Below are 12,084 nucleotides of genomic sequence, written 5' to 3'. Positions count from 1 at the left end.
CTGGTGGTGGGCGGTCACGGATTCGAACCGCGGACCCTCCCGGTTTCAACGAGATGCTCTAACCCGCTGAGCCAACCCCATCGCCACCTATTAACCCCACGCGGGCTGGCCCGGACGCCTGTGACTTTGGTCACATAGGGGGCTTTGCCTTGATGGCATGCTCTGGACTATTCTGGTCACATTGCGATTTGGGGCTGCAATGGGCGTGTTTCGGTTTTTTCTATTTTTATTGACGGTCTTGTGCCTGGGCTGCGGCCCGGCGCACGCGGAAAAGCGCGTCGCCCTGGTGATGGGCAATTCCGCCTACAAGAGCGCGCCGAGGCTCGCCAATCCGGTGAACGACGCCTCCGCGGTCGGCGGCATGTTGAAGAAGGCCGGATTCGACCTCGTCGACATCAAGCTCGATCTCAATGCCGCCGAGATGCGGCGTGCGCTGCGCGACTTCGGTGGCAAAGCACGTGAGGCCGACGTCGCCGTCGTCTATTATGCCGGCCACGGCATCGAGCTCGACGGCACCAACTATCTGATTCCCACCGACGCAACGCTCGAGACCGACAGCGACGTCCTCGACGAGACGCTGCCGCTGGACCGCGCTTTGTTCGCGGTCGAACCGGCCAAGCAGCTCCGCCTCGTCATCCTCGATGCCTGCCGCGACAATCCCTTTGCCAAGACCATGAAGCGCACGATCGCCGCGCGCGCCATCGGCCGCGGCCTCGCCAAGGTCGAGCCGACCAGCCCGAACACCATGGTCGCCTTCGCGGCGAAGGCGGGCTCGACCGCTTCGGACGGCGACGCCAAAAACAGCCCGTTTGCCGCAGCGCTGGTCGAACGCCTGCCGACGCCGGGGCTCGACCTGCGCAAGGCCTTCGGCTTCGTGCGCGACGATGTCCTCAAGAACACCGGCTACAAGCAGGAGCCCTATGTCTATGGCTCGCTGGGCGGCGACGACGTGCCGCTGGTTGCGACGAAACCGGTCGTCGCCGGCCCCCAGGCCAACCCCGACAGTGAGATCCGGCGCGACTACGAACTGGCGCTTCAGCTCGGTACGCGTGACGGCTGGACAGCCTTCCTCAACCGCTTTCCGAGTAGCTTCTATACCGATCTTGCCAAAGGCCAGTTGAACAAGATCGCTGCCGAAGAAACCCGCGCGACCACGGCGGACAAGGCTCGGCAGGCGGAAGAGGAGAAGGCCCGGCTCGCAGCCGAGCGCGCCACCAAGGCCGAGCAGGAGAAGGCGGCGGCCGCGGCCAAGGCGGCCGAGGAGAAGCGTCTTGCGGCCGAGAAGGCCAAGCAGGTCGAGGAAGCCAAGGCCGCCGCAGCGGAGCAGCGCCGGAAGGACGCCGAGGCGGCAGCGGCGAAGGCCCTCGCCGAGAAGCTGGCCGCGGAGAAGGCGCTCGCCGAGAAGCTGGCGAACGACAAGGCCACCGCCGAGACGGCCGCCAAGCTGGCCGCGGAGAAACAAGCCTCTGCCAGCGCGGAGCAGAAGGTCGCAGCGATAGCGCCCTCTTCGACCCCGCCGACAATGTCGCCGCAGGAAACGACGAAGCTGGTTCAGTCGGAGCTCCGCCGTGTCGGCTGTCTGACAGCTTCCGCAGACGGCGATTGGAATGCCTCATCACAGCGTTCGCTGGCGCTGTTCAACAAATATGCTGGCACCAAATTCGACGCCAAGCTTGCAAGCTTCGATGCGCTGGACGCGATCAAGGCGAAGCCCGGCCGCGTCTGTCCGCTGATCTGCGACCGCGGCTTCAGGGCAGACGGCGACACCTGCACCAAGATCGCCTGCCGCGCCGGCTACCGCGTCAATGACGACAATGAATGCGAGAAGGTGCAGGACAAGAAGCCGGTCGCGACGCGCGAGGACGCCAAGAAGCGGGATACTGAGCGCAAGCAAACGGAAGCCAAACCATCCAAGCCTCAGGCAAGCGGGCAGCTTATATGCGGCAACGCAGGCTGTCGTCCGGTCAAATCGGGATGCCGGGTCGAGAGTGGGAGCTCGTCGGGTGCGGGATCGGTCGGATACAGGGAAGTGTGTCCCTAACTCTTCGGCAGCTTCAGGAGTTTAGCCGGGTCGAATTTTTCGGCCCCAGAGTTGGCTGTTCTTCACTTTCGGTCACGGAATCGAACCGCGGACCCTCTCGGTGTAAACGAGATGCTCTAACCAGCTGAGCTAACCCCTTGCCGTAGACATCACCAGACCCGGCGCAGCCGGTCTCATCCGTGCGCATTACGGCCGCATTGGTTTCACCGAACGGCCACATCGGAATCAGATGCCAACCAGATTTCGTCGATAGGTTTCGCCGTTCCTCAAACTGGAAAAGGCATGACCATGCGCAGCTTCACGGCATCCGTCATCGTTGCAGCTCTCTGTCTCGGAACACCGGCTCTGGTGCAGGCACAGGGCGCATCGTCGCAACCCGGCGCGGAACAGCCGTCCACGCAGTCCAGCACCGAGATCCGGAGCATACAGGTTGTGGACGTCAAGGAATTGCAGCCGGCCGTGCGCGCGAAGGTCGATGAACTCGTGGCGCACACAAGCGACAAGGACATCCAGTCGCTCCGGCAGTCCATCGACGCCACACCGCAAGCAGCCTCCGTGCTCAAGGCCAAGGGCTTGAGCTCGTCACAAGTCGTCGCGATCAACATCGCCGATGGTGTCCTGACGATGTTCACCAAGACAGCCTGACAATCAGGCGGGGTTCCGGGCCGAGGCGTTGCGCAGCGGCGGCGAGCACGATCGCCGCCTCTTCGGGCGCGCTCGGCCCTTGCTCCGACACCCGCCGAGGCGCTAAAGAGGCGCCGTGGGGCGGTTAGCTCAGCTGGTTAGAGCATCTCGTTTACACCGAGAGGGTCCGCGGTTCGAATCCGTGACCGCCCACCAGCCTTCGCTCGCTTCGCGAGCTTCGGCTGGGCAAGCCGGCAACTCGGCAGGCCAGCATTCGTGCTCGTGGCGCGAAGTGAGCGAAGGCTGCCGCGCCGAAGCCCAACGGGCGAAGGCGGGCTTTGAGCCGCGAGCTTCGGCTCGGCAAGCCAACCTCAATCCTGCGGCCTCCCCGGCAGCAGCGGCACCGCGTCGATCCATACCGCCGCCGACTGGCACCAGATCTGCCTGACGGGGCGCAATTTGTCGCGCTGGCGGATAGAGCCCCAGCGGATGCCCCAATCGTCGGCCTCATCGCCCTCGCCGCTGGTGAACAGCGGGGAACCGCAATCGGCGCAGAAGTGCTGGAAGCGCATCCGGCCGTTGTCGCCGCGCTTGCCGTAGACCTTGGGCGTGCCGCCGGTCAGGCGGACATCAACGCCGGAGCAGACGGCCGTCACCCGGAACGGCGAGCCGGTCAGCGTCTGGCAATCGGTGCAGTGACAGACCGAGACCTCCTCCGGATCGACCTCGGCCTCGAAGGTGATTGTCCCGCAATGGCATTGCCCGTCGACGTGCATCGCCCTCCTCCCCTTGCCCCCAAAACAAAAACGGCGCCCGAAGGCGCCGTTCTATCATCTTTTCGCTGAACCTCAGTGAGCGGTCAGGCCGCCGGCGGCTTCATCGCCGTCCGGCTTCACCGTCACCTTGGTGTCCTCTTCCCAGACGATCGGCACAGGCTTCTTCACCAGCGCCTTGGCGACGACGTCGTCGAGGCGCGAGACCGGGATGATCTCCATGCCGCCCTTGATCGCATCGGAAATCTCCGTGAGATCCTTGGCGTTGTCCTCGGGGATCAGCACCGTCTTGATGCCGCCGCGGGCCGCAGCCAGCAGCTTCTCCTTCAGGCCGCCGATCGGCAGCACGCGGCCGCGCAGCGTGATCTCGCCGGTCATCGCGACATCGTGGCGCACCGGGATGCCGGTCATGACCGAGATGATCGCGGTGGCCATGGCGACGCCCGCGGACGGGCCGTCCTTCGGCGTCGCGCCCTCAGGCACGTGCACGTGGATGTCACGGCGGTCGAACATCGGCGGCTCGATGCCGTAGTTGATCGCACGCGAGCGGACGTAGGACGCCGCCGCCGAAATCGACTCCTTCATCACGTCGCGCAGATTGCCCGTGACCGTCATCTTGCCCTTGCCGGGCATCATGACGCCTTCGATGGTGAGCAGCTCACCGCCGACATCGGTCCAGGCAAGGCCGGTAACGATGCCGACCTGCGGCTCGCTCTCGATCTCGCCGAAGCGGTACTTCGGCACGCCGAGCAGCTCTTCCAGAGTCTTCTCGGTGACCTTGACCGACTTCTTCTTGGAGATCATCAGCTCCTTCACCGCCTTGCGGGCGAGTGTGGAGAGCTCACGCTCCAGATTACGCACGCCCGCTTCGCGGGTGTAGCGGCGGATCAAAAGCAGCAGCGCGTCGTCGTCGATCGAGAACTCCTTGGAGTCCAGGCCATGCTTGGACACCGCGTTCGGGATCAGATGCTTGCGCGCGATCTCGACCTTCTCGTTCTCGGTGTAGCCCGCGATCCGGATGATCTCCATGCGGTCCATCAGCGGCCCGGGAATATTGAGCGTATTCGCGGTCGTGATGAACATCACGTTGGATAGATCGTAGTCGACCTCGAGATAGTGGTCGTTGAAGGTGCCGTTCTGCTCGGGGTCGAGGACCTCGAGCAGAGCCGAGGACGGATCGCCGCGGAAATCGGCGCCCATCTTGTCGATCTCGTCCAGCAGGAACAGCGGATTGGACGACTTCGCCTTGCGCATCGACTGGATGATCTTGCCGGGCATCGAGCCGATATAGGTGCGGCGGTGACCGCGGATCTCGGCCTCGTCGCGCACGCCGCCGAGCGAGACGCGCACGAATTCGCGCCCCGTCGCCTTCGCGATCGACTTGCCGAGCGAGGTCTTGCCGACGCCGGGAGGCCCGACCAGGCACAGGATCGGGCCCGTGAGCTTGTTGGCGCGCGACTGCACGGCGAGATACTCGACGATGCGCTCCTTGACCTTCTCCAGCCCGTAGTGATCGGAGTCCAGGATGGCCTGCGCCGATTCCAGGTCCTTCTTCACCTTGGACTTCTTGTTCCACGGGATCGACAGCAGCCAATCCAGATAGTTGCGCACGACGGTCGCTTCCGCGGACATCGGCGACATCTGGCGCAGCTTCTTCAATTCATGCTGCGCCTTCTCGCGGGCTTCCTTGGAGAGCTTGGTCTTGGCGATCTTCTCTTCGAGATCGGCGAGCTCGTCGCGACCGTCGTCGTCGCCGAGCTCCTTCTGGATCGCCTTCATCTGCTCGTTGAGATAGTACTCGCGCTGGGTCTTCTCCATTTGTCGTTTGACACGAGAACGAATCCGCTTCTCGACCTGCAGCACCGAGATCTCGCTCTCCATCAGGCCCAGCACCTTCTCCAGGCGCGTGGTGACGGACAGCGTCTCCAGGATACCCTGGCGATCCGCGATCTTGACGGCGAGATGCGAGGCAACGGTGTCGGCGAGCTTGGCGAAATCGGTGATCGCCTGCACGACGCCGACGACCTCGGCCGAGATCTTCTTGTTGAGCTTCACATAGCTCTCGAAGTCGGACACGACCGAGCGCGACAGCGCTTCCGCCTCGACCGACTTCGCATCGGTGTCGGCCAGCGCAACGGCGGTCGCTTCGTAATAGTCGGCGCGATCGGTGTATTTCTGCACGCGCGCACGCTCGAGCCCTTCGACCAGCACCTTCACGGTGCCGTCGGGAAGCTTCAAGAGCTGCAGCACGCTGGCAAGCGTACCGGTCTCGTAAATGGAGTCGGGCGCCGGATCATCGTCGGACGCGTTCTTCTGCGTCGCGAGCATGATCAGCGCGTCGTTCTTCATCACCTCTTCGAGCGCGCGGATCGACTTCTCGCGACCGACGAAGAGCGGAACGATCATGTGCGGGAAGACGACGATGTCGCGCAGCGGCAGCACGGGATAGGCGTGCGTTTCGCCATGAACGATGGTTGGCCTGGGTTTTGGATTAGTCATGGCCTTTTCCTTTTGCTTTGCCCCCTTGCACGCAGCCCGCCATGCTCATGCGCAACCGCCACAAGGTGCCGAGGTGATCCGCAAAACCGATCGGTCCGTTTTTCGCGTTGGACCGGCTCGCCGGATCGGAACTGAGGCGAATCTGGAAGAGAATTTTCGCTCGCCGCCGACATTAGGTGGCTATCGACCCGGGGGGTGTCAAGTCATTGAAAAACGCGCGCCATCAGGCGCTTACGCAACGCGGTAAGCGACGCAACATCGGCTGCGGAGATACACTTCCGCAGCCCACTTTGAGGATACAATTGGGGCGTTCCAGCGCCGAAAGATCAGGCGCTGGCGTTCTCGACGGCGCGATCGGACCGATCGGCGTAGATGTAGAGCGGACGCGCCGTTCCTTCCACGACTTCGCGCGAAATCACGACCTCTTCCACACCTTCCAGGCCCGGCAGATCGAACATGGTCTCGAGCAGGATCGCCTCGAGGATCGAACGCAATCCGCGCGCACCGGTCTTGCGCTCGATCGCCTTGCGGGCAACCGCGCCAAGCGCCTCGTCGGCGAAGGTCAGCTCGATGTTCTCCATCTCGAACAGCCGCTGGTACTGTTTCACCAGCGCGTTCTTCGGCTCGGTGAGGATCTTCTTCAGCGAGGTCTCATCGAGGTCCTCGAGCGTCGCCACGACCGGCAGACGGCCGACGAACTCGGGGATGAGGCCGTACTTCAGGAGGTCCTCAGGCTCGACGTGACGGAAGATCTCGCCGGTCCGGCGGTCTTCGGGCGCCATCACCTGGGCTGCGAAGCCGATCGAGGTCGATCGTCCGCGCGCCGAGATGATCTTCTCGAGGCCGGCGAAGGCACCGCCGCAGATGAACAGGATGTTGGTGGTATCCACCTGCAGGAACTCCTGCTGCGGATGCTTGCGGCCGCCCTGCGGCGGGACCGAAGCCACCGTGCCTTCCATGATCTTGAGCAGCGCCTGCTGCACGCCCTCACCCGACACGTCGCGCGTGATCGAGGGATTGTCGGACTTGCGGCTGATCTTGTCGATTTCGTCGATGTAGACGATGCCGCGCTGGGCGCGCTCGACGTTGTAGTCGGCGGCCTGGAGCAGCTTCAGGATGATGTTCTCGACGTCCTCACCGACATAGCCGGCCTCGGTCAGCGTCGTCGCATCGGCCATGGTGAACGGCACGTCCAGGATGCGGGCGAGCGTCTGCGCGAGCAGCGTCTTGCCCGAGCCGGTCGGACCGATCAGCAGGATGTTCGACTTCGCGAGCTCGACGTCGTTGTGCTTGGTCTGGTGGTTGAGGCGCTTGTAGTGGTTGTGCACCGCGACCGACAGGACCTTCTTCGCATGGCTCTGGCCGATCACGTAGTCGTCCAGGACCTTGCAGATTTCCTTCGGCGTCGGAATGCCGTCGCGCGACTTGACCAGCGAGGATTTGTTCTCCTCGCGGATGATGTCCATGCAGAGCTCGACGCACTCGTCGCAGATGAAGACCGTGGGACCCGCGATCAGTTTGCGGACTTCGTGCTGGCTCTTGCCGCAGAACGAGCAATATAGCGTGTTCTTGGAGTCGCTCGTGCCGACCTTACTCATTCATGTCTCCGTCCGCGGTTCGATCCCGTTCCGCTCGATCGCTCCATTCCGACACGATGGTCGGCATGAAGCTTAAGTAGAGCAAATTCCGTACCAAAAAAGACCCTACGCGTTACATCCCGTGCGAATCACGGTCACTCGATTCTCCGCGATCTTAGCCGATCATTCGTAGCCAACCATGCTGTCACCCGACTATCAAGAATTCGCTAATCGGGGGTCGCCGGCTACCCGTGACAATACCGTGATTTCCGGTCTTGGCACGGGCGAAGTGATCGAAATCACCCCGGCGTTGCTGGATTGCCACGAAAAACAAGCACGAAAGCGGAACCTTCTGCTTGCCGCAGGGCGCAAAATACCGTTTTGCGACGCGCACACGCGTCCTAAACGTGAACGCCGCCCTGATGGTGCCCGGCGATGCCCGAGGGTCTAACAAGGGATCGCCGCAGCCCCAGTAGTGCTACGGGGTCTTCGCCGCCGCCGGTTCCTCGGCACGCTTGTCGATGACCCTGTCGACCAGGCCGAACTCCTTGGCGTCGTTCGCGGTCAGGAACTTGTCGCGTTCCAGCGCGTCCTCGATCGCCTTGTAGGTCTGGCCGGTGTGCTTCACGTAGATCTCGTTGAGCCGCTTCTTCAGGTTCAGGATTTCCTGCGCATGCAGCATGATGTCGGTGGCCTGGCCCTGGAAGCCGCCGGAGGGTTGATGCACCATGATGCGCGCGTTCGGCAGCGAGAAGCGCATGTCCTTCTCGCCGGCGGCGAGCAGCAGCGAGCCCATCGAGGCCGCCTGCCCCGTGCACAGCGTCGAGACCGGCGGGCGGATGAACTGCATGGTGTCGTAGATCGCAAGGCCCGACGTCACCACGCCGCCCGGCGAGTTGATGTACATCGAGATTTCCTTCTTCGGATTTTCCGCCTCGAGGAACAACAACTGTGCGACGACCAGCGTCGACATGCCGTCCTCGACCGGACCGGTCAGGAAGATGATGCGCTCCTTCAAGAGGCGCGAGAAGATGTCGTAGGCGCGCTCGCCACGGTTGGTCTGCTCGACCACCATGGGCACGAGGTTCATGTAGGTTTCAACCGGATCGCGCATGAGTCACCTAGGGTTTTTAAGAGGCGGACATCGCCAGTCTTGACTGCCAGTTTGGGCTGGATCTGCTGAAGGCCGATGGACGTCCCGTGATGCAGGAACTTGGTAGAGGTAGAAGGCGTACCGACAGATATAGCCCAATTCGCACCTGACAAGTGCGGAGCGCATTAAGGCTTAATCCGCGGGGCAGTTGAAGCTGATTCGTACGAAGAGGCCCAGCCGGCCATCTGGCTAGCTGGGCCTCTTTGCCGATCATCCTTAATGGATGGCTGCCTCAGAGCCCCATTCCGATGGTATCGGAACGGGCCTCAGGCTGCGGTCTTTTCCGCCTCGTCGTCCTTGTAGAGGTCCTCGCGCGAGACCTTCTTCTCGGTCACGTTGGCGAGCTCGAGGATGAAGTCGACGACCTTGTCCTCATAGATCGGTGCACGGAGCTGGGCCAACGCCTGGGCGTTGCTGCGGTAATAGTCCCAGACTTCCTTCTCGCGGCCGGGCATCGAGCGGGCGCGCTCGATCACGGCGCGGCCGACCTCGTCGTCGGTCACGGTGATCTTGTTCTTCTCGCCGATCTCGGAGAGCACGAGACCGAGCCGCACGCGGCGGTCGGCGATCTTGCGGTACTCTTCCTTGGCGGCGTCCTCAGTGGTGTCCTCGTCGGCAAAGGTCTTGCCCGCGGAGTCCATCTCGGCCTTGACCGAGTTCCACATGAGATTGAACTCCTCGTCGACCAGCGAGGGCGGCGCCTCGAAGCGATGGGCTTCGTCGAGGCGGTCGAGCAGCGCGCGCTTGACGCGCTGGCGCGTCGCGCCGGCGAACTCGACGTTCAGACGCTCGCGCGCGGCTTCCTTGAGCTTGTCCAGCGATTCGAGGCCAAGCGTCTTGGCGAACTCGTCGTCGATCGCGATGTCCTGCGGCGCCTCGATCGAGGTCGCGGTGGTCTCGAACTCGGCGGGCTGGCCGGCGAGCTTGTCGTTCATGTAGTTCTTCGGGAACGACACCTTCAGCGTGCGGGTCTCGCCCGCGCCGATGCCGGTCAGCTGCTCCTCGAAGCCGGGAATGAAGGTGTTGGAGCCGATCACGACCTGGATGCCTTCGCCGGTGCCGCCCTCGAAGACTTCGCCGTTGATGGAGCCCTTGAAGTTGATGGTGACGCGGTCACCCGACTCGGCCTTGGCGCCCTCGGCCTTCGCGGCATAGCCGCGGTTGGTATCAGCGATGCGCTTGATCGCCTCGTCGACGTCGGCGTCGGTGACGTCGGCCACGGGCTTCTCGACCTGGAAGGTCTTGAAGTCGGCGAGCGCGATCGCCGGCACCACCTCGATCGCGACCGTGTAGGTCAGATCGGTCTTGCCGCTCAGCAGCTCCTCGACCTCGGCCTGCTCGCTCGGCATGGTGATCTTCGGCTCGGTCGCAAGGCGGAAGCCGCGCTCGGAGAACAGCTGCGTATTGGTGTCGCGGATGGTCTGGTCGATGGTCTCGGCCATCACCGAGCGGCCGTAGACCTTCTTCAGGTGAGTGACCGGCACCTTGCCGGGGCGGAAGCCGTTGATGCGGACCTTGTCCTTGAGGTCGACGAGCTTGGCGCCGGCCTTGGCGTCGAGATCAGACGCGGGAACGCTGATCTTGAACTCGTGCTTCAAACCTTCCGAGAGGGTTTCTGTGACCTGCATGGCGTCCAATCTTCTTCCCGTTCGGTCCCGGCGCGCATGCGTCGGGACGCTGTCATTAATCGATCCGGCGCGGGGCAAACGCCTCAACGCCGGTGCTTCATCGAACCGGCTCCCGGCGGACAAACATCCGCGCGAAAGCAGGTCTCGTAATCCGTGCAAACGCGATAAGCGCTTGGTGCGGGCGGAGGGACTCGAACCCCCACAACTTTCGTCACTGGAACCTAAATCCAGCGCGTCTACCAGTTCCGCCACGCCCGCGTAAATTTGCATCAAGACCGGCCGCGATGCCGCGGGCGGCCGGGCTTATAACATGTGCCTGACTGTTCGCAGCAAAAAAATGGCCCGATGGAGGCAGGCTTTACGTAGGCACGACGGCTGGACTTATCCAGCGTAGCGTGGTCCGGATCGGCCCATGAAAACGCGGTTCTTCGACCCGACCCGACGTGAGCTTTTGGCCGGCCTTGCCGCCGGGCTTGGCACCGGGCTTGGCGCCTCGGCGGCCGGGTTGGTCGCCAGCAGTGCCGCCCCGGCCCTGACCGCCCAGCTTTCCCTTCAGGCAAGGCCGCAAACCCTGGCTCTGAGGCCGGGTCAGCCAGCTACACCAATCTGGGAGCTGGCCGCCGTAAGCCACCTCGGGAGCGTCCGTCTCAAGCGCGGCGACCGCTGCGAGGTGGTGTTTCGCAACGACCTGCCTGTCCCACTTGCCCCAGCCTGGTACGGCCTCAATGGCCCGGCCGCGGCCGACCCGCTGCGCGGGCGCGCGCCCGCTCCGCCGGGCGCGACCGAAACCTCAATTATTTCAGTACCAAGCGCGGGAACCCTGCTGGCGGACTTCCGCCTCTTCGAGGACGTCCTGACGCGGCCTGCGCGCCCGCTTCCGGTCATCGCGCAGGAGGCAAACGCTGGCGCGGTCGATCGCGACGAGGTCCTGCTGATCGAGGAGTGGCGGTTGCGGCCGGACGGCACCGCACTCCCCCCGGGACGGGCACCAAAAGACGCGACGCCGCTCTATACGCTTAACGGACAGACTTCATTTGAACTCTCAGCTGCAGCTGGCGAGCGTTTGCGGCTGCGCTTCATCAACGGCTCCCAACGCGCTGTTCTGGCGATCAAATTGGAAAACCACGACGTCCGGGTGATGGCCCTGGACGGACAACCAGCCGAACCGTTCCCGGCGCGCAACGGTGCTCTGGTCCTGGCCCCGGGCGGGCGTGCCGATGCCATTGTGGATGCGGCCAGCTCGGCCCCGATTCTGCTCCATGACGGCAAGGAGGCGCACCGGATCGGCTCGCTTGCGGTCTCCGGCAGACTGGAGCGCCGCGCGCCGCTGTTGCCGCCGCAGCCGCTCCCTTCCAACGACCTGCCCGACAAGCTGGATCTCCGAGGCGCCCTGCGGTTCGATGTCGCGCTCGGCGCAGCCGACGCTGGATGGGCACGGTGTGCCGACTTCTCCAGATCCTCCGCCCCGGCCCTCCGCGCCAAGGCGGGCCGCACCGTCGTGCTGGCCCTCAAGAACACAGGCCCGGTGACGACCGTCTTCCACCTCCATGGCCACCACTTCCGCCTGCTCGACAAGCTCGACGACGGCTGGAAGCCGTACTGGCTCGACACGCTCGCCATCGAGCCCGGCCAGACCCAGCGCATCGCCTTCGCGGCCACCTCCCCCGGTCAATGGCTGATCGAATCCGTCGCAACCGACTGGGCCGCGCCACGGCTGGTGCGGTGGTATGGGGTGGAGTGATCTCTTGTAAGATCGGTTTCGCTGCACCCTACCCGTCCTACCCGCCGT

The 12,084-nt window shown here is 63.8% G+C and carries 8 protein-coding genes and 3 tRNA genes; 4 read left to right on the top strand and 7 right to left on the bottom strand.

The genetic code is table 11. The features are described 5' to 3' along the window. Positions 1 to 4: 4 nt before the first annotated feature. Positions 5 to 78, bottom strand: a tRNA-Phe gene (locus XI04_RS21875). A gap of 121 nt (positions 79 to 199) precedes the next feature. Between XI04_RS21875 and XI04_RS21870 the strand changes: the two genes are divergently transcribed. The 3 genes from XI04_RS21870 to XI04_RS21860 all read left to right on the top strand — a co-directional run bounded on the left by XI04_RS21870 (position 200) and on the right by XI04_RS21860 (position 2,881). Next, positions 200 to 2,041, top strand: a complete 1,842-nt coding sequence (locus XI04_RS21870; RefSeq protein WP_049806572.1) for a caspase family protein — start codon at positions 200 to 202, stop codon at positions 2,039 to 2,041. A 282-nt stretch (positions 2,042 to 2,323) separates the two neighbouring features. Beyond that, a complete protein-coding gene (locus tag XI04_RS21865; RefSeq protein WP_018320121.1) occupies positions 2,324 to 2,686 on the top strand; it encodes a hypothetical protein in 363 nt (120 codons plus the stop codon). Between the two features lie 118 nt (positions 2,687 to 2,804). After that, positions 2,805 to 2,881 (top strand) — tRNA-Val (locus XI04_RS21860). A gap of 155 nt (positions 2,882 to 3,036) precedes the next feature. Here XI04_RS21860 and XI04_RS21855 read toward each other — a convergent pair. The 6 genes from XI04_RS21855 to XI04_RS21830 form a co-directional block, all read right to left on the bottom strand. Beyond that, positions 3,037 to 3,441: a GFA family protein gene (locus XI04_RS21855; protein WP_038948754.1), complete on the bottom strand. Its 405-nt coding sequence runs from the start codon at positions 3,439 to 3,441 to the stop codon at positions 3,037 to 3,039. A 72-nt stretch (positions 3,442 to 3,513) separates the two neighbouring features. Continuing rightward, positions 3,514 to 5,937 (bottom strand): endopeptidase La, encoded by a 2,424-nt coding sequence (gene lon, locus XI04_RS21850; protein ID WP_152102871.1) that lies wholly within the window; start codon positions 5,935 to 5,937, stop codon positions 3,514 to 3,516. A 326-nt stretch (positions 5,938 to 6,263) separates the two neighbouring features. After that, the gene (gene clpX / locus XI04_RS21845; RefSeq protein WP_018320118.1) at positions 6,264 to 7,535 is read right to left on the bottom strand and encodes an ATP-dependent Clp protease ATP-binding subunit ClpX; all 1,272 of its coding nucleotides are present in this window, start codon (positions 7,533 to 7,535) and stop codon (positions 6,264 to 6,266) included. Between the two features lie 457 nt (positions 7,536 to 7,992). Beyond that, positions 7,993 to 8,628 carry an ATP-dependent Clp protease proteolytic subunit gene (locus XI04_RS21840; protein ID WP_028141438.1) on the bottom strand — a complete coding sequence of 212 codons (636 nt, stop codon included), beginning with the start codon at positions 8,626 to 8,628 and terminating at the stop codon, positions 7,993 to 7,995. Between the two features lie 305 nt (positions 8,629 to 8,933). Beyond that, on the bottom strand, positions 8,934 to 10,295 hold the full coding sequence (gene tig, locus XI04_RS21835) for a trigger factor (RefSeq protein WP_028141437.1): 1,362 nt from the start codon (positions 10,293 to 10,295) through the stop codon (positions 8,934 to 8,936). A gap of 173 nt (positions 10,296 to 10,468) precedes the next feature. After that, a tRNA-Leu gene (locus XI04_RS21830) sits at positions 10,469 to 10,553 on the bottom strand. 154 nt (positions 10,554 to 10,707) lie between these two features. Between XI04_RS21830 and XI04_RS21825 the strand changes: the two genes are divergently transcribed. Beyond that, entirely contained in the window at positions 10,708 to 12,036 is a 1,329-nt protein-coding gene (locus XI04_RS21825; protein ID WP_271608997.1) for a multicopper oxidase family protein, read from the top strand. The last annotated feature ends 48 nt before the right edge of the window (positions 12,037 to 12,084 follow it).

This window comes from Bradyrhizobium sp. CCBAU 11430 (assembly GCF_028128855.1).
Classification (GTDB): domain Bacteria; phylum Pseudomonadota; class Alphaproteobacteria; order Rhizobiales; family Xanthobacteraceae; genus Bradyrhizobium; species Bradyrhizobium ottawaense.
Note: the sequence above shows the minus strand (reverse complement) of the source record. Positions and strands in the feature narration are given on the sequence as shown.